The sequence below is a fragment of the Mesorhizobium sp. Pch-S genome, assembly GCF_004136315.1.
In the GTDB taxonomy this organism is placed as follows: domain Bacteria; phylum Pseudomonadota; class Alphaproteobacteria; order Rhizobiales; family Rhizobiaceae; genus Mesorhizobium.
The window spans coordinates 5,034,916-5,052,574 of record NZ_CP029562.1 but is presented as its reverse complement, the minus strand read 5'-3'; the positions used below and the strand labels follow the sequence as shown (position 1 = coordinate 5,052,574).

11 protein-coding genes and 1 pseudogene are annotated in these 17,659 nt (G+C 63.0%); 4 read left to right on the top strand and 8 right to left on the bottom strand.

The features are described 5' to 3' along the window. Positions 1 to 168: 168 nt before the first annotated feature. The 3 genes from C1M53_RS23580 to C1M53_RS23570 all read right to left on the bottom strand — a co-directional run bounded on the left by C1M53_RS23580 (position 169) and on the right by C1M53_RS23570 (position 2,334). Positions 169 to 1,422 (bottom strand): MFS transporter, encoded by a 1,254-nt coding sequence (locus C1M53_RS23580; RefSeq protein WP_129414447.1) that lies wholly within the window; start codon positions 1,420 to 1,422, stop codon positions 169 to 171. Positions 1,423 to 1,434: 12 nt separating this feature from the next. After that, positions 1,435 to 1,629: a hypothetical protein gene (locus C1M53_RS23575; protein WP_129414446.1), complete on the bottom strand. Its 195-nt coding sequence runs from the start codon at positions 1,627 to 1,629 to the stop codon at positions 1,435 to 1,437. A 93-nt stretch (positions 1,630 to 1,722) separates the two neighbouring features. Next, positions 1,723 to 2,334 (bottom strand): TetR/AcrR family transcriptional regulator, encoded by a 612-nt coding sequence (locus tag C1M53_RS23570; RefSeq protein ID WP_129414445.1) that lies wholly within the window; start codon positions 2,332 to 2,334, stop codon positions 1,723 to 1,725. A 353-nt stretch (positions 2,335 to 2,687) separates the two neighbouring features. On the opposite strand from C1M53_RS23570, the gene C1M53_RS23565 reads away from it, so the two are divergent. Both C1M53_RS23565 and C1M53_RS23560 read left to right on the top strand, forming a co-directional pair. Further along, positions 2,688 to 3,776 carry an efflux RND transporter periplasmic adaptor subunit gene (locus C1M53_RS23565; RefSeq protein ID WP_165358226.1) on the top strand — a complete coding sequence of 363 codons (1,089 nt, stop codon included), beginning with the start codon at positions 2,688 to 2,690 and terminating at the stop codon, positions 3,774 to 3,776. A 50-nt stretch (positions 3,777 to 3,826) separates the two neighbouring features. Then, positions 3,827 to 6,928: an efflux RND transporter permease subunit gene (locus C1M53_RS23560; protein ID WP_129414443.1), complete on the top strand. Its 3,102-nt coding sequence runs from the start codon at positions 3,827 to 3,829 to the stop codon at positions 6,926 to 6,928. A gap of 279 nt (positions 6,929 to 7,207) precedes the next feature. Here the strand turns inward: C1M53_RS23560 and ggt are convergent. The 4 genes and pseudogenes from ggt to galE form a co-directional block, all read right to left on the bottom strand. Next, positions 7,208 to 8,952 (bottom strand): annotated as a pseudogene (gene ggt / locus C1M53_RS23555) (gamma-glutamyltransferase). 382 nt (positions 8,953 to 9,334) lie between these two features. Next, complete coding sequence (locus C1M53_RS23550; protein ID WP_129414442.1) at positions 9,335 to 10,510, bottom strand: membrane dipeptidase; 1,176 nt, start codon at positions 10,508 to 10,510, stop codon at positions 9,335 to 9,337. A gap of 176 nt (positions 10,511 to 10,686) precedes the next feature. Beyond that, a complete protein-coding gene (locus C1M53_RS23545) occupies positions 10,687 to 11,937 on the bottom strand; it encodes a D-amino acid dehydrogenase (RefSeq protein ID WP_129414441.1) in 1,251 nt (416 codons plus the stop codon). A gap of 123 nt (positions 11,938 to 12,060) precedes the next feature. Further along, positions 12,061 to 13,059: a UDP-glucose 4-epimerase GalE gene (gene galE, locus C1M53_RS23540; RefSeq protein ID WP_129414440.1), complete on the bottom strand. Its 999-nt coding sequence runs from the start codon at positions 13,057 to 13,059 to the stop codon at positions 12,061 to 12,063. A gap of 252 nt (positions 13,060 to 13,311) precedes the next feature. Here galE and hemA point away from each other — a divergent pair, with 252 nt between their 5' ends. Then, on the top strand, positions 13,312 to 14,589 hold the full coding sequence (gene hemA / locus C1M53_RS23535; protein ID WP_129416333.1) for a 5-aminolevulinate synthase: 1,278 nt from the start codon (positions 13,312 to 13,314) through the stop codon (positions 14,587 to 14,589). An 80-nt stretch (positions 14,590 to 14,669) separates the two neighbouring features. Here hemA and C1M53_RS23530 read toward each other — a convergent pair whose 3' ends face one another. Continuing rightward, on the bottom strand, positions 14,670 to 15,785 hold the full coding sequence (locus C1M53_RS23530) for an MFS transporter (RefSeq protein WP_129414439.1): 1,116 nt from the start codon (positions 15,783 to 15,785) through the stop codon (positions 14,670 to 14,672). Between the two features lie 315 nt (positions 15,786 to 16,100). On the opposite strand from C1M53_RS23530, the gene C1M53_RS23525 reads away from it, so the two are divergent. Further along, positions 16,101 to 17,651, top strand: coding sequence for a TerC family protein (locus C1M53_RS23525; protein WP_129414438.1), 1,551 nt, complete (start codon positions 16,101 to 16,103; stop codon positions 17,649 to 17,651). Positions 17,652 to 17,659: the final 8 nt, after the last annotated feature.

Below are 17,659 nucleotides of genomic sequence, written 5' to 3'. Positions count from 1 at the left end.
AAAGCCCGTCTGCTACTTTTGTAGGCATATGCCTGCAGACGGGCCCGCCCCCGCACGATGAATCATCCCCGTACGCATAGAGCGAGGATGACGATATCGCTCTGATCGGGCAAAGAAATTGTACTTTGTGGCAATGCCCTTACGAAACCGCCAAGCGTAAGCGTAGCGCTACTCTTGCCTCGCCGCCTCGCCGGAAAGGCTGGCCGTCACCCCGCGCAATCCCGACATGGCGAGTGCCGCGAGCGCGCATGACAACAGCAAGGCCGAGCAGGCGACCAGCACGGCGGTCGCACCGAAGCTATCCAACGCCACTCCGGTGACGAGAGCAGCCGCTGGTGCACCGAGCAGCACCAGGCTCATCGAGATGCCGATGACATTGGCGCGCAGGTCTTTCGGCACACTCGATTGCAGCAGGGTTGCAAAGACTGGCGACAGCGGGCCGGCGGCGACGCCAAGCATGGCACCAGAGGCGATCATGATCGGCACCGACCGGCCAAACAGCAGCAAGGCGACGCCGGCGGCAAGCCCGGCAAAGGCAGTCGAGAAGATGCCACGCAGCGACGGTGCCTGGCTTGCGAAGGCCAGGGCGACATTGGAAGCGATCGCGCCGGCCGAGGCCGCTGCCAGAAACATGCCGAGCAATGCCGCCGACCTGCCTTCCGTGCGCAGGATCGCCGGCAGGGCAATGCCTTCGACGGCAACGAAGACGCTGGTGCCGATGCCCGCCAGGATCAGCGCGGAGCGCAGCGTCGGCTGCCCGAAGATGAAGCCGAGCCCGGCCTTCATCTGGCCGACTGTCGAACCGGCGATGCGGCGCAGCCGGAAGCGCGGCACGCTGAGGGCAACCAGCACGGCGGCCACGAGATTGATGACGGCGATGATCCATAACAAAACCGTCGTGCTGGTAACGGCGACCAGGAAAGCCGCGATCGCCGGCCCGGCAATCGCCGCGCCGTTGTCGACGAGGTCGTCGATGGCGTTGGCCCGGATCAGGGGCAGACGCGCCAGCCTGGCGATCTCGGGCACACGCGCCTCGATAGCGATGCCGCCCGGCCCGTCGAGGATAGCGCCCAGCAAGGCAAGGCTTGCCAGCAGTCCGATGGTGAGCATGCCGGCGTCATGGGCTGCGGCCGCGGCGACGGCAGCAGCAGTCCCCATCGCCACAGAAACCAGCGCCATGCGGCGGATGCCGACCTTCTCGGCGATGATGCCGCCAAAGGCCGAGCCGAAGATGGCGGGAAACAGCGTCAGCGCCGCGATGATGCCCATCCAGCTGGCATTGCCCGAGAGATCGTAGACCAGCCAAGGATAGACCACGGCGGTGATCGCATTGGCGAGATTGACGGTGATGCTGGCAAGCTGGAGCCCGGTATAAGGCCAGATGGTGCGCGCCAGCCGCAGTGCCTTTTGGTCGTCGGCCATGATGATGAACGGTTATTGTTTGTCCTGTGCAGCGGCATCGTGCTTCGGCGCCGTCTCGGGCACGAAATAGAGCAGCCAGATCAACCAGGAGAGGTAGATGTACTCCCATGCGCTGGCCTGGCCGTTGAGGGCCGCCATGACATCCGGAAGCTTGTAAATACCGATGAAGCCGAGAAAGCCCAGCCACCAGCGTTTCTGCATCTGCATCGTCGTATCTTTCCAAAGTCCGAAAGCGACTTGCGGTTCCAATGTCTGCCAAGATGCCCTGGCACGCACCGGAAGCCGCCTTGATCGCCGACCTCAGCCTGTCGGCACCGCGCCTGGCCGCAGAAAGCGCGTGATGAGGAGCCGCAGCATCGGCCGCTGCTCCAGCGGATTGAAGCCTGGATCGATGGCGACACGGCTGAAGACGCCGTCGATGAGTGCTGCGATCCAGCGGGCACTGTCAGCGGGGTCGAGCGTCGGATCGACCTGGCCGCGAGCAGCAGCGTTGCGCAACAGCGTGTTCAGCGCCACCTGCAGTTCATTGTCGTTCTTGGTGACGAGCTTGCCGATCTCCTCGTCGCGCATCGCCTCGGCCGCGATCTCCAGCGCCAGCTTGAGATAGGTCGGGTCGGAAGCGAGCTCGAGCACGATGTCCATGAAGTCGAGCAGCTCGGCAAACAGGTCCGCCGACTGGATGGTGCCCTCGAAATAGTCGGCGGTCTGGCGCCGTTCTTCTTCCACAATGGCAGCGATGATCGCCTGCTTGTTCGGGAAATAATAGAAGAGGTTGCCGGGGCTCATGCCGGCCTCGGCGCAGATCTCAGCGGTCGACGTGCGATGGAAACCCTTGCGCGCGAAGCAGGCAACCGCAGCCTGCAAAATCTGCTGGCGCTTCGCTTCATGCTTTTCAGGGTCGACCTTGCGCATTCCGCCTCAATTCCGCCTCTTTATTTCTAGACTACTCAGTCTAATAAATGGCACCATGTACCGTGTCAACGCAGAATCTAGCACATTTAAGCGCCTTGACACCTTACAAAGTCATTTATTAGATCGACTAGTCTAATAAATAAGCGCGGCGGGGGACGCCGCAGATATAGGCGACAGTACTCATGCGTTACGTTTCTCGCTTCGCCAGAGCGCTTCCGTTCTCCACGGAAACGCGGAAACGCCCTCATTTCTCTCTACGCAATTCCGGACGGAAAACCGCTGCACACTTTTCCTGGAATTGCGTTCGGGCAGCGGCGGCATCCATTTTCATATTGACGGCAAGCACCGGACCAATGCTTGCCGAAGTTGCCGCCGCGTCGGCGCAACCGGATCTTTCGCAGCGCACCGTTTCCACCTTCATCGCAGAACGGCAGCCCGCGGAATGGACCCTGACCTTCACCGGCGTGCTGGTGGCGCGCGACGAGATCGCCGTCGGAACCGCCCTGCAGGACCAGCGCATCGCCGCGGTCGAGGTGGAGGTCGGCGAACACGTCAAGGCCGGCCAGGTTCTAGTCCGGCTGGAAACGGCGATGCTGGAAAACAAGCTGCGCGAATCGGAAGGCCGTGTGGCACGCAGCAAGGCTTCCCTTGCGCAGCAGGAAGCAACGCTCGCGCAGACCCAATCGGCGCTCGATCGTGCCGAGCGGCTGCAAATGACCCGCACCATCTCGCAGCAGACTTATGAGGACCGCGCGTCCGCCGTTGCGGTGGCCAAACAGGGTGTTGCCGTACAGCGGGCTGAGAATGCCGAAGCACAGGCGCAGCGTGCCGAAGCGGAGCGGCAACTTGAGCGCGCCATCGTCCGCGCACCCGCCGACGGTGTGGTCTCCGAGCGCTTGGCGCGTGCCGGCGCGCAGGCCGGCGCCGAACCGCTGATCCGCCTTATCCGCGACGGCGCGGTCGAATTCGCCGCCGAAGTTCCGGAGGCCGACCTGCCGGCGCTTGCCATTGGTCAGCCAGTCAAGGTGCGGCTCGCCGGCCGCGCCGGCGAGATCGACGGCAAGGTACGCATCGTTGCGCCGAAGATCGATCGCGAGACCCGATTGGGATCGGCACAGATCACGCTCGACACCAGCGAGCCGCTGTTTGTCGGCGCCTTCGGCAAGGCCGAGGTGATCTTCGCCAGGCGAGAGGCCATCGTCGTCGCCGACAGCGCACTGGTCTATGGACGCGGCACCGACGATTGCGCGGTCTTTGTCGTCAATGACGGCCGCGTGCAGCGCCGACCGGTCGAGACCGGACTGCGCAGGAGCGGCAAGGTCGAAATCCGTGCCGGTCTCGAACCTGGCGAACGCATCGTCGCCAAGGCAGGCGCGGCCCTGCGCGAAGGCGACGCCGTGACGGTCGTAGACCTGGTGCAGGCCGGCAGTGTGAAGAAGTGACAGGCCCCGAAGATCAAAACGATCTTCGCAAGGACCATCGAGTACGAGACATGCACACCAGCAACATCTCCGCCTGGGCGATCCGCAAGCCGGTCCCCACCATCGTCCTGTTCATCGTGCTGACCTTCGCGGGTCTCGCCGCCTTCATGCGGCTGCCGATCAACGCCAATCCCAACGTCACGTTCCCGATCGTGACCGTGACGGTTACGCAGTCGAGTGCCGCCCCGGCGGAACTGGAAACGCAGGTCACCAGGCGCATCGAAGGTGCCGCATCGGGCCTTGCCGGCGTCAACCACATCAAGTCGACCGTCACCACCGGGTCCTCGGTCACAGAGGTCGAGTTCAAGATCGGCGTCGATCCAGACCGCGCCACCAACGACGTGCGTGAGGCAATCCAGCAGATTCGCTCTGATCTGCCGCAATCGATCCAGGAGCCGGTGATCTCGCGCGTCGACGTCGATGGCAGCGCCATCCTCTATTACACGGTGAAGGCGCCGCGCATGACGCCGGTCGAACTGTCCTGGTTCGTCGACGACACCATCAACCGCGAATTGCTCGCCGTCAGCGGCGTGCAGAAGGTGCAGCGGCTGGGCGGCGTCAACCGGGAGATCCGCGTCTCGCTCGACCCCGACAAGATGCTGGCGCTCGGCGTGACCGCCGACCAGGTCAATGCTGCGCTGCGTGACAACAATGCCAACATTCCGGGCGGCCGTGGCACCATCGGCGGACGCGAGCAGTCCATCCGCGCACTCGGCAGCGTCAAGACGGTGGAAGAACTCGCGCAGCTCTCCGTGCCGCTGCCGGACAAGCGCTGGGTAAAGCTGGCCGACATCGCGATCGTCACGGATGGCGCAGCAGAGTCCCGCTTCTTCGCACGACAGGATGGCGAATCCACCGTCGGCTTCTCCGTCTCGCGCGGCAAGGGCTACAGTGACACCACCGTTGCCGACGCCGCCCGTGCGCGTATCGCCGAAATCCAGGCGCGCTCGCCGGATATCGAGATCAAGGAACTGATCTCGACCGTGCAATACACGATGGAAAGCTACGACGCCGCCTCGACCGCGCTGGTGGAAGGCGCGGTGCTGACCGTCATTGTGGTGTTCCTGTTCCTGCGCAACTGGCGTGCCACCATGATCTCGGCGCTGGCGATGCCGCTGTCCATCCTGCCCACCTTCGCGGCGATGGACCTGCTCGGCTTCACGCTGAACTCGATCAGCCTGCTTGCGCTGACACTGGTGATCGGCATCCTCGTCGATGATGCCATCGTCGAGATCGAGAACATCGAGCGCCACATCCATATGGGTAAGCGGCCCTATATCGCTTCGATCGAGGCGGCCGACGCCATCGGCCTTGCGGTGGTTGCCACGACATTGACCATCGTTGCCATCTTCGCGCCAGTGAGCTTCATCGGCGGCGCGGTCGGGCAGTATTTCAAGCAGTTCGGCCTGACGGTAGCCATCGCGGTGCTGTTCTCGCTGCTGGTCGCCCGCCTGCTGACGCCGCTGATGGCCGCCTATCTGATGCAGCCGGCGAAACAGGTCGACCATGACGTGAAACCGTCCAGGATCTCCGCCGGCTACACCACACTGCTCGCCTGGACGCTTGATCACCGCAAGACCGCGCTGGCGATCGTGGCGATGATCTTTGCAGGCTCGATCGGACTGCTCACCATGTTGCCGACAGGCTTCCTGCCGACCAGCGACGGCAACCTTTCGCAGGTCAAGGTGACGCTGCCGCCCGGCACCCGGCTCACCGAGACCGAAAGTGTAACCGACGGCATCGTCAAGCAGCTTCTGGCCCGGCCGGAAGTGGAGACGGTGCTGGTCACCTCCGAAAACGTCAACCAGGCCAACTTCCTGATCCGGTTGACGCCGCGCAGTGAACGCAGCGAGGACCGCAAGGGCTTCGAGATGGCGGTGCGGCCGATCTTTGCCATGACCCCGGATATCCAGTTCACCTTCCTTTCCGACGGTGGTGGCAAGGAGGTCACTATCAACCTGGTCGGCGAGGACGCTCAGGTGCTGTCCGATGCGGCACGCAAGCTCGAAATGGAAATGCGTGGCCTGCCCCAGCTTGCCAACGTTTTGTCGAGTGAACCACCGCTGGCACCCGAACTGGTGGTGAAACCTCGCCCCGACGAGGCAGCACGCCTTGGTGTGTCGTCGATGGCATTGGGAACCGTGGCCCGCATCGCGACATTGGGCGAAATCGATTCCGCCTCGGCGCAGTTCAACCTCGGCACCCGCCAGGTGCCAATCCGCGTGCTGCTGGACAGTTCCGCCCGGGCCGATTTGGAGGCGCTGCGCAAACTGCGTGTCGGTACGTCCGGCGGCAAGATGGTGCCGCTCACCTCAGTGGCCGACATCACCTTTGGTGCAGAGGAAGGCCAGATCGAGCGCCTCGACCGCAAGCGCCAGGTCGCGATCGAGGCCAACCTCGACAACAAGGCCACGCTTGGTACCGCCATGGAGGCGATCAAGCAGTTGCCGGCCTACAAGCAGCTGCCGGCAGGCGTCAGCCTCAAGGAGTATGGCGACACCGAAGCCATGGCCGAGATGTTCCGCAACTTCGCGCTCGCGGTGCTGGCGGGCGTGCTGATGGTGGTCGCTGTGCTGGTTCTGCTGTTCAAGGACTTCCTGCAGCCGGTGACAATTCTCATCGCGCTGCCACTGTCGCTGGGCGGGGCGGCGCTGGCGCTGATCATCGCAGGCTCGGCGCTCGACCTGTCCTCGGTCATCGGCATCCTGATGCTGATGGGCATCGTCGGCAAGAATTCGATCCTGCTTGTCGATTACGCGATCGAAGCCAGACGCGAGGGCCTCGACCGGCGCGCGGCATTGATGAAGGCCGGGACCACCCGCGCGCGACCGATCATCATGACCACCATCGCCATGGTGGCCGGCATGGTGCCGGCGGCTATCGGTGTCGGCGCCGATGCCGGCTTCCGTGCACCGATGGCGATCGCGGTGATCGGCGGCCTGATCACCTCGACGCTGCTGTCACTGGTGTTCGTGCCGGTGATGTTCACCGTCATGGACGACCTGAACCGCTGGCTGGCGCGCAAGCTGCGGCCACTGACCTCGGTAACCGATGCCGATCGTGCTGCCGGAGAACTGCTTGCTGCAAAGCAGGCCGAGACGCCGGGCCCATAAGCCCCCAGCTGGGTTTGGCCAAGGCGCAGGGGCAATCGCCTCCCCTGCGCCTTTCTTGTTTGCGGTTGCGCCGCCAACACCTTCTCCCCTTGTGGGAGAAGGTGGATCGGCGCACAGCGCCGAGACGGATGAGGGGTGTTGGAAGAAACGAGAGCGAAAAGAATTATACCTATATAACAATAGGTTCTGAAATCGGGAAGTTGCACTCCGTCCGGCACCCCTCATCCGGCCCTCCGGGCCACCTTCTCCCTCAAGGGGAGAAGGGGACTGCTGCACCCCTCAGTAACCCTGCGCTTCTCCTGCAACCGCACGGCTGTCGATGGCGCCGTTGTACCGCGCCCCGCCACCCTTGCGGATCTCGCCGAGGCTGCGGCCGCCAATCAGGATGCCGGCCGCCTGGCCCCAGGTCTTGCCCTCTTCCGTGATGTCGAGCTTGTAGCCCATGCCGGCGAGCAGCTTCTGGGTATCTGGCGACAGGCCGTTGTGTTCGACATACAGCGTGTCCGGCAGCCATTGATGGTGGATGCGCGGGGCATCGATCGCTTCCTGGATGTTCATGCCGTGGTCGATGACGTTGAGGATCGCCTGCAAGGTAATGGTGATGATGCGCGAGCCGCCCGGGCTGCCGATGACCATGAACGGCTTGCCGTCCTTTGCAACAACTGTCGGGCTCATCGAGGACAGTGGCGTCTTCTTCGGCTGTATCGCGTTCGCCTCGCCCTGCACCAGCCCGTAGAGATTGGGTACGCCAGGCTTCTGGTGAAGTCGTCCATCTCATTGTTGAGCAGGATACCGGTGCCGTCGGCCACGACGCCAGCGCCGAAAGCGCCGTTCAGCGTGTAGGTGACCGCAACCGCGTTGCCGTCCTTGTCAACGATCGAATAATGCGTCGTTTCCTTGCTCTCGCCGAAGCCCTGCGGCATCAGGTCCTTCGAGACGCCGGCGCGGAACGGATCGATCTTGGCGCGGATGCCCGCCGCATAGCCTTTGTCGAGCAGCTTATCGACCGGGTTCTGCACGAAGTCCGGGTCGCCAAGCGCCGAGTTGCGGTCGACATAGGCATAGCGCATTGCCTCGGCCATCAGGTGCACCGTATCGGCCGAGCCGGCGCCGAGATAGTCGATCGGGTAGCCTTCGAGCACGTTGAGGATTTCGCAGATGATGACGCCGCCGGAGCTTGGCGGCGGCGACGAGATTATCTCGTAGCCGCGATAGTTGCAGGTGATCGGCGCCAGTTCGCGAACCTGGTATTGTTCGAAATCCGCCTTGGCGAGGATGCCGCCCTTGGCGCTGGAAGCAGCGACGATGGTGTCTGCGATACCGCCCTTGTAGAAGGCATCGGCTCCCTTTTCCGAGATGGTCGAAAGCGTGGCGGCAAGGTTCGGCTGGACCAGCTTCTCGCCAATGCCGAATGGCTTGCCGTCCGGCTTCAGGAAAATGGCGGCAGCAGCTGGGTCCTTGGCCAGCCTTTCCGCGTCGGAAGCGAGCGCGGCCGCATCGCCCTGTTCCAGCGTGAAACCATCGCCGGCGAGCCGGATCGCCGCCGCCATCAGGTCGGCGCGTGGCAAGGTGCCGTATTTCTCACGTGCCATCTCAAGCCCCGCGACCGAGCCTGGTACACCGACGGCCAGGTAGCCATCGAGGCTGGCGCCCTTGATCGGGTTGCCGTCCTTGTCGAGATACATGGTCTTGGTGGCGGCGAGCGGCGCCCGCTCGCGGAAATCGAGGAAGGTCGTCTTGCCATCCTTGAAGCGGATGGTCATGAAACCGCCGCCGCCGATGTTGCCGGCGATAGGATAGGTGACGGCGAGCGCATAGCCGACGGCGACGGCCGCATCGACGGCATTACCGCCCTTCTTCAGCACCTCGACGCCGGCTTCGGTGGCCAGGCGTTGCGCGGTGACGACCATGCCGTTTTCGCCCTTGGCCGGCGCCGGCGAGGCGGCGATGGCGGGCGCAAGCGGCGCGAAGGCAAGCGCTGCAGCAAGGCTGACGGATATCAGCACATGGCGGATTGGTTGCATGACCATTCTCCAGAGATACCCCCGCCCCAGAGTGGTGATTCACGACGGGACCAATGACTCGCCTCAAAACCGTTTCGACGCAAGGCGCCATGTGCGGGAAATAATCGGCACAACAAGCGGCAAGGACGAAGCCGGTCTGGACTGCTGCGCATTCGTCGGCGTTCCGGCTGGATCCCCGACACTCTCCACTCTCTCCGAGGTCAAGGATGACGGACTTCATGTATCGCCAGCGCCAATTGTCGGCGTTGGCTCCACACTGGTGATTGGCGAAGATGCAAACACAACTCCGTCATCCTCGACCTCAAAAGGAGCGAAGCGACTGAAGAGTGTCGGGGATCCATTCCGGAACGACGGAGGACGAAACGGAGCGGGCGTCCGAGCCTCAGTTCGGCAGGTTTTCGAGCAGGAAGCGGATTTCGTTGCCGCCCATCGCCCTGCCGGTGTCCTCGTCACTGAATCCGGCTGCCAGCAGCGCGTCGGTGATCTGGACAAGTCCCGTCGTGTCGAACGGCATGGTGACGGCGCCGTCGAAATCCGAGCCGAGCGCGACATGATCGATGCCGACAACATCGACGGTATGCTTGATCGCCCTGGCGACGGCGGTTGCGTCCTTGCCGCAGATTGCAGTCTCCCAGTAGCCGATGCCGATCAGCCCACCCTTGGCCGCCAGCGCCTTCAGTTGGTCGTCGGACAGGTTGCGGTTGTTGTCGCAGGTCCCTTTCACGCCAGTGTGCGAGATGACGACGGGACGCGTCGAGATGGCGAGCGCGTCTTCGATCGTGGCCGACGAGGCATGTGCGAGATCGAGGATCATGCCCTTTTCCTCCATGCGGCGGACCATCTCGCGCCCCTTGTCGGTCAGCCCGCCCTTGTCGACGCCATGCGCCGAACCGCCCATTTCGCTGTCGAAGAAATGCGCCGGCGACATCATACGGAAACCGGCGTCGAAGAGCGCATCGACATTGGCCGGATCACCTTCCAGCACCTGCGCGCCCTCTATGGCGAGCAGGCCAGCGACGAGCCCTGACTCAACCTTGCGGCGATCGAGGAAACGGCGCAGGTCGCGCTTCGACCGGATGACGACGAAATGGCCGTCCGAGCGCGCCGCCATGTCGTTCAGCCTGGCGGCCTGGTAGAGCGCGCGCTGCTTGAGGCTGAAGATCGCGGAAATCGGCCAGCGCTGGCCGATCGCAAGCAAAGTGATGTTGTCGGTAGAACCGTCATTGTGCTCGATGTTCTGGCCGCGCGGCGACTTGCTGACCACGGCAAAGACCTGCAAGGCGACGTTGCCCTCGTCCAGGCGCGGAATGTCGACCTGGCCACGAGTACCCCGCAACAGGAGATCGCGCCCCCACAACAGCGGATCGGCATGCAGATCGGCGATGGTGAGCGTCTCATGCAGCGCCTTTGCCCGGTCCGAAGCGGCATAGGGCGGCGGATTGATCACGCCGTTCATCGCCTGCTCGACACGCCCCGGCAGCACGAAAAAGAAAAATCCGAGCCCGGCGATGAGCACCAGCACCAGTACCGCGAGAACAGACTTCCAGAAACGCCGCATCACACCCCCGCCGTCACAAGGCAACCTCGCTGTACATTACCGGGCGTTGCCCGGACGCAGATCATTTCCCGGCAAAACCCGGAAGTCGAGGTGAAGGTCGGGCGGTTGAGGGGTTCTCAACCAGTTTCGTTGAGCGGTTCAACGCCATCGCCCGCGATGGCATGTCCTGCCCCGGCTTAACCCTTGTAAACCAGCCCCTGCGGGTCGATCTCCGGCTTGCGGCCAGCCACAAGATCGGCCAGCAGAGCGCCCGAGCCGCAGGCCATCGTCCAGCCGACATGGCCGTGCCCCGTGTCGAGATAGAGGTTCTTGTATTTGGCGCGACCGATGACCGGAACCGAGTTCGGCATCATCGGCCTCAGACCCGACCACAGCTCGGCCTTGTTCTCGTCGAACGCACCCGGGAACAGATCTTTCGCGGTCCTGAACATGGCGGCGAAATCGCGCGGACGATAGGAGCGATCGAAGCCGGTGAATTCCGCCGTCGAGGCGATGCGCAGCCGGTTGCCTAGCCTTGAATAGGCGATCAGCTGATCTTCGTCGGCGCCACCCATGGTTGGCCCCTTGCTCTCATCTTCCAATGGCACCGTCGCGGTGTAGCCCTTGACCGGATAGATCGGCAGGTCGATGCCGTAGCGGCGGCCAAGCAGGCCACTTTCCGGGCCCATCGAGATCACCACCGCGTCGCCCGAGACCGAGCCTTGCGAGGTCACCACATTGCGAACGGTGTCGCCTTCAATGTCGAGTCCTTCGACATTGGCACCAAACAGAAACTTCACGCCGAGCCGCTCGGCGGCAAAAGCAGCGAGGTTCTCGACGAACTGACGGGAATCTCCGGTCTGGTCGATCGGCGAATAGACACCGCCGGCGATCTTGTCCTTGGCACCGGCAAGGCCCGGTTCGAGTTCGACCAGCCGGTCACGGTCGACGATCTCGATCGGCAGGCCATGCTTCGCAAGGAATTCGTAGTTCGACGTGCCGTGTTCGAGGCTCTTTTGCGTGCGGAAGAAATAGAGGATGCCGCGGCGGCGCTCATCATAGTTGACGCCCGTGAATTGCTGCAGCGCGTTGATGCAGTCGCGCGAATAGAGCGCCAGCCGCAGCTTCACCTCGCTGTTGGCACGCAGCCGTTCCTGCGTGCATTGCCGCAGGAACCGCAGGCTCCAGGCAAAGAAATAAGGATCGAAGCGCAACCGGACCTTGATGCCGAGATCATGGTTGTAGAGCGCCCGCAGGAAGGTCTTGAGTGCCGCCGGCGAAGCCCAGGCCGTCGCATCGCCGGGCGAAACAAGGCCGGCATTGGAATAGCTGGTGCCCCGCGCCGCCGTCTCGTGGCGCTCCACCACGGTGACCTCGTGACCGTCCCTGGCCAGGTAATAAGCTGCTGCCGTGCCGACAACGCCGGCGCCCAGTACCACAATCTTCAAAACCGTCTCCCCAAAAACCGACCAGCGACCGCTTGCCTGACGCACCCACCTGCCGGCGGTCCTCATAACGGCAATCGGCCCGCATTTCGAGCCTCGACCTGATGGTCCAGATGTTTACGGAAGTTAGCCGCGGGCGGAGTTCTTGGTCGCCAGGATGCGCTCCCACGCGAGCGCATCGCGCACGATCAACTCGAGATCGTCACGGTGCGGCGTCCAGCCCAGCTCAGCCCGGGCAAGGTCGGCATTGGCAATGACGGATGCCGCATCCCCGGGACGACGCGCTCCCATGGCGACGGCAAAATCCTTGCCGCTGACGCGACGCACGGCTTCGATAACCTCGAGCACCGAATAGCCGTGGCCGTAGCCGCAATTGGCGACGAGATTGCCCGCCCCCGCACGCAGCCGCTGCAGGGCCAGTCGATGCGCCGTGACGAGATCGCTGACATGGACATAGTCGCGCAGGCAGGTTCCATCCGGGGTAGGATAGTCGTTGCCGAAAACCTCCAGCGAAGGTCGCTTGCCGATCACCACCTCGGAGGCCACCTTGATCAGATGCGTCGCACGCGGTGAAGCCTGTCCGGTGCGGCCCTTGGCGTCGGCGCCAGCGACGTTGAAATAGCGCAGCGCCGAATAACGCAGGCCGTATGCGGCGGCGGCGTCGCGCAACATCCATTCGCTCATCAACTTCGACAGGCCGTAGGGCGATTCCGGCATGGTGACAGCGTTTTCGGTCACCGGTTCCAGCCGGCTGCCGCCATAAACCGCCGCGGTCGAGGAGAAGATGAAGTTCTGCACCCCGCCGCGGACCGCCGCTTCGATCAACGATCGGGTCTTGGAGGTGTTGTTCTCGTAATAGGCCAGCGGATCAGCCACGGATTCCGGAACGATGATGGAACCGGCGAAATGAATGATCGAATCGATCCCGTGCTCGCGAATGATCCTGGCGACGAGGTCCTTGTCGGCGACATCGCCGACCACGAGCGTGGCTTCAGGCGCTACCGCCCAGTCGAAGCCGGTGGACAGCCGGTCAAGGACGACCACTTCCTCCTCGCCGGCATCGAGCAGTTCCCAGACCATATGGCTGCCGATATAACCGGCACCACCCGTCACCAACACGGCCATACGGCCCACTCCCCTCAAAAATCCGCAAACTGTCTCATCTGCTGGATTGTTGCAGACGCTAGCCGGAAAGCCTTAAGAAGCAATGTGACGGCATTGCCAATTTTTCGAAGCGGCCTTTGATCCACATCAAGGGAATAGTTCACAGACCGTGTTCGTTAGATTTGGTTCAAGGCGTGGCATTTTGACCAAAGCTGGTCCATGGACGCCGAACGGGCCTATGACTATGATCCGGGCGCAAATTGGGAAGCACAGATGAACTATCAGCGGTTCTTCGAGGAAGCGATCGACCAGCTCCATGCGGAGCGCCGCTATCGGGTATTCGCCGACCTGGAACGCATCGCGGGCAAGTTTCCGCGCGCGATCTGGCGCGCCAATGGCCGCGCCCAGGAAATCACCGTCTGGTGCTCGAATGATTATCTCGGCATGGGCCAGCATCCCGATGTCATCGCCGCCATGCAGGCCGCTGCAGGCGGCATGGGCACGGGTGCCGGCGGCACCCGCAACATTTCCGGCACCAACCACCCGCTGGTAGAACTCGAACTCGAACTTGCCGACCTGCATGGCAAGGAGGCCGGGCTGGTCTTCACCTCGGGCTTCGTTTCCAATGAGGCAGGCATCTCGACCATCGCGCGCCTGCTGCCGAACTGCCTGATCCTGTCCGACGAACTCAACCATGCCTCGATGATAGAAGGCATCCGTCGCTCGGGTGCCGAGAAGAAGATCTTCCGCCACAACGATGTGGCACATCTGGAAAGTTTGCTGCAGAGCGCCGGGCGTGAACGCGCCAAGCTGATCGTGTTCGAGAGCGTCTATTCCATGGACGGCGACATTGCGCCGATCAAGGCGATCGCCGATCTCGCCGACAAATACAACGCCATGACCTATATCGACGAGGTTCATGCTGTCGGCATGTATGGCCCGCATGGCGGCGGCATCACCGAGCAGGAGGGCCTGGTCGACCGCATCGACATCATCGAGGGCACGCTCGCCAAGGCGTTTGGCACGCTCGGCGGCTACATCACCGGCCCGCGTGCCGTCATCGACGCGGTGCGCTCCTACGCACCGGGCTTCATCTTCACCACTGCGCTGCCACCTGCCATCGCTGCCGCGACCACGACCTCGATTCGTCATCTCAAGGCCTCGCAGGTCGAGCGAGACGGCCAGAAGCGCCAGGCCGACCGCACCAAGCGGGTGCTGGCCGACGCCGGCCTGCCGGTCATGAATTCTGCCACGCATATCGTGCCGGTGCTGGTCGGCGAACCCGAGCTCTGCAAGATGGCGAGCGACCGGCTGCTCGGCGTGCACGGCATCTACATCCAGCCGATCAACTATCCGACCGTGCCGCGCGGCACCGAGCGGCTGCGCATCACGCCGACGCCGTTCCATGACGACACTCTGATCGACGGCTTGCGCGACGCGCTTGTCGAGACCTGGGATGCGCTCGGCATACCTTACGGGTCTACCGGCCGCCCCGCCGTCACCGAGAGCGAGCGCATCATCCCGCTGCTGGTGCCGAAGTCCGGCGGCTGAGCTCCGGAGCATTCCAGGAAACGCACGCAGCAGTCTGCCGCCGGAACGGTGAACGGTTCCAGAAGCTGGGATGAACTGCTTCAGTTACCGCCCGCGTAGCTCCTGTTTGCGGCATTCTGTACGAGGGCGATGGCAAGCGGCGGCAGAAGGAAGCCCGCCACCGCCAGCCAGGGCAATGAAACCGAAGCCCCCTGCCCCTTGTCGTGTGCGCGATCGTTGAGAAGATCGCCAAGGGTCACCAGCAGAATTGGCAGTCCAAACGGCGCAAGGATCGCAATCAGCGTGGCAGCGCGCGGCGTGAGCAGCCGTTGCGAAGCCTGTGCCCCCGCCAGTTCGCCATGGATATGATAAACCCAGTAAGCAAGGTAGATGACCGCCCCCACCGTGGCGCAGAACAGCAGAAACGAAAGGACCAGGGCGAGCGGGCCAGCATTGCCGAATGTCGGCACCTGCAGGAAACGGGCGGCAAGTCCCATCAGCAGGAACAGGATCGGTGGTGCCAGCAGGATGGCGGCGACCATGGCAGGCGATCGCCGGCGTGGCGGCAGCGGCTGGTGACGATGGCGTGGGGCGCCATCGAAATCGAGGCGTCGAGCCGGCAGCAGAACCAATATTGTAAGGACAAGGCAGCCCAGGTAGACCCAGACGATCGACAACCCGCTCTTATCGAAGACGGACAAGATCCCCGAACCCAGTGGGGCAAAGTGTGACACCAGTATGGTCGTCAACATCAGAACGAGAACGCTGGCGAAATCGAGCTTGCCCGGTCGTCCGCCGACAATAATGATCGCGCTCGCGAGAGGGAGAACGGCCCGCACCGTTCCCACGGCCACTCCAAACAGAAACAGCAGCACCATCGATCCCAGGACGGCCGGCATCGCCAGAACCCCCGCCGTGACAAGGCTGCTGACGAGGATGGGCAAAATCATCGCCGCCCTCGCGTGGCCTAGCGCCACGATAAATGCCGCGAAGGAGCCGACGACCAAACCGAGGATGGTGCCGAGAAAGAATATCCCTACATTTTCGGAGCTTACTCCGGCCAGATTCGAAACCAGGGGCAGGAAGAAGTTCAACCCTTCCGCCCCAAAGGCCACGAAAAGCGAAGCGAAAAAGAGTGCCCAATAGCGGTAAGTGCTCAGAAAATCCGCCATCGTAAAACCGGGATTCGTTGAGGCGATGGGGGTGGTGTTGCTCATTGCAGATACGTTTCTCTTTCTGATATCTCCGTCAGGCGCGCCACGTTTCCTGGGCGGCAGCACCGTCGGGTGACCGGGCTTTCGAAGTCAATATGTTGCTGCTAGGATAGCGTCGTAGAAATTCGTAACAGGAAGTTACACACTCTTGCCCGACGACGGCGACAGTACAAGCGACGGTCGACACCGAAGGCAGCTGGTTCCGCGATGCGGAATCAGCTGCCTCTGTCCATCCCTTCATCCACTTTGCTTCGTTTCGACCTCCGGTGATCCCACCGGGGGCTTTCTGCGTTCACCCAACAACCCTTAGGACCAACAATGGAACTCCTCGCGGATCCAGCCATCTGGACCGGCCTCATCACCCTTATCGTCCTCGAAATCGTGCTCGGCATCGACAACCTCATCTTCATCGCAATCCTGGCCGACAAGCTGCCCGCGCATCAGCGCAACAAAGCGCGCGTGATCGGCCTCACGCTGGCATTGTTGATGCGCATCGCATTGCTGTTCTCGATCTCCTGGATCGTCACGCTCACGCAGCCGCTGTTCTCGATCGCGACGTTCTCCTTCTCGGGTCGTGACATCATCCTCATTCTCGGCGGCGTCTTCCTGATCGCCAAGGGCACGCTGGAACTGCACGAGCGCCTGGAGGGTGACCACAGGCCAAAACAAGGCAGGATCGTCCAGGCCGTCTTCTGGCAAGTCATCGTCCAGATCGTCGTGCTCGACGCGGTGTTTTCGCTGGACAGCGTCATCACTGCCGTCGGCATGGTTGACGAACTGTGGGTGATGATCACAGCCGTCTGCGTGGCCATGGCCGTCATGATCGCCGCCTCCAGGCCACTGATGGCGTTCGTGTCGCGGCACCCGACCGTGGTCATCCTCTGTCTCGGCTTCCTTCTGATGATCGGCTTCAGCCTGGTGGTCGAAGGCTTCGGCTTCCACATTCCGAAGGGCTATCTCTATGCCGCGATCGGCTTTTCGGTGCTGATCGAGGCGGCCAACCAGCTCGGCCGCCGCAACCGCGAGAAGGTCATCAGCACCGGCGACCTGCGCGAGCGGACCTCCGAGGCCGTGCTCCGGCTGCTTGGCGGCCGTGTCGGCGAACAGCCGCTGGGCACGATTGTCGACGTGATCGCCGAGCAGACCAGGCGCGACGAACTGTTCAAGCCCGAAGAGACGGAGATGATCCGCGGCGTGCTCGACCTTGGCAAGCGCCCGGTCTCCTCGATCATGTCGCCCCGCAACGAACTGGAATGGCTGAACCTGAACGAAGATGTCGAGACCTTGCGCGCAACCATCCGCAGGCTCACGCACGGCCGCGTCATCCTCGCCCGCGACAACGTCGAGGATTTTGTCGGCGTGGCTGTGGCCAAGGACCTTTCCAGCGCCCTGCTCGATGGCGAACGGATCGACTGGACGCGCATGGCCCGGCAACCGCTGGTCGTGCACGAAACCACCGACGTGCTCACCGTCATGGAGCAGTTGCGGCGCTCGCCAGTGCAGATGGCCATGGTCGTCGACGAGCACGGATCGCTCGAAGGCATCGCCACCCCGACCGATATCCTGGAAGCCATCGCCGGCGAATTTCCCGACATGGACGAGGAGGCAGCCGTGCTGCAACGCCAGGACGACGGATCATGGCTGGCAGACGGTTTCATCGACATCCGCCAGCTCAGCAACGCCATCGATCACGACATGGTCGATGATGCAGACCGCTACGCCACGCTCGCCGGCTACATCCTCACCGAACTCGGCTACCTGCCGAAGGAGGGTGAGGTGCTCGAGGCGGACGGCTGGCGCTTCGAAGTCATCTCACTCGACAAGCGTCGCATCGGCAGGGTGCGCATCAGCACACTGGAAACGGAATGACAGCGACG

What these genes read in the sequence shown, in the direction of transcription:
- C1M53_RS23580 (WP_129414447.1), bottom strand. Translation starts at nt 1,422, where the DNA reads ATGGCCGACGACCAAAAGGCACTGCGGCTGGCGCGCACCATCTGGCCT.
- C1M53_RS23575 (WP_129414446.1), bottom strand. Translation starts at nt 1,629, where the DNA reads ATGCAGATGCAGAAACGCTGGTGGCTGGGCTTTCTCGGCTTCATCGGT.
- C1M53_RS23570 (WP_129414445.1), bottom strand. Translation starts at nt 2,334, where the DNA reads ATGCGCAAGGTCGACCCTGAAAAGCATGAAGCGAAGCGCCAGCAGATT.
- C1M53_RS23565 (WP_165358226.1), top strand. Translation starts at nt 2,688, where the DNA reads ATGCTTGCCGAAGTTGCCGCCGCGTCGGCGCAACCGGATCTTTCGCAG.
- C1M53_RS23560 (WP_129414443.1), top strand. Translation starts at nt 3,827, where the DNA reads ATGCACACCAGCAACATCTCCGCCTGGGCGATCCGCAAGCCGGTCCCC.
- C1M53_RS23550 (WP_129414442.1), bottom strand. Translation starts at nt 10,510, where the DNA reads ATGCGGCGTTTCTGGAAGTCTGTTCTCGCGGTACTGGTGCTGGTGCTC.
- galE (WP_129414440.1), bottom strand. Translation starts at nt 13,059, where the DNA reads ATGGCCGTGTTGGTGACGGGTGGTGCCGGTTATATCGGCAGCCATATG.
- hemA (WP_129416333.1), top strand. Translation starts at nt 13,312, where the DNA reads ATGAACTATCAGCGGTTCTTCGAGGAAGCGATCGACCAGCTCCATGCG.
- C1M53_RS23530 (WP_129414439.1), bottom strand. Translation starts at nt 15,785, where the DNA reads ATGAGCAACACCACCCCCATCGCCTCAACGAATCCCGGTTTTACGATG.
- C1M53_RS23525 (WP_129414438.1), top strand. Translation starts at nt 16,101, where the DNA reads ATGGAACTCCTCGCGGATCCAGCCATCTGGACCGGCCTCATCACCCTT.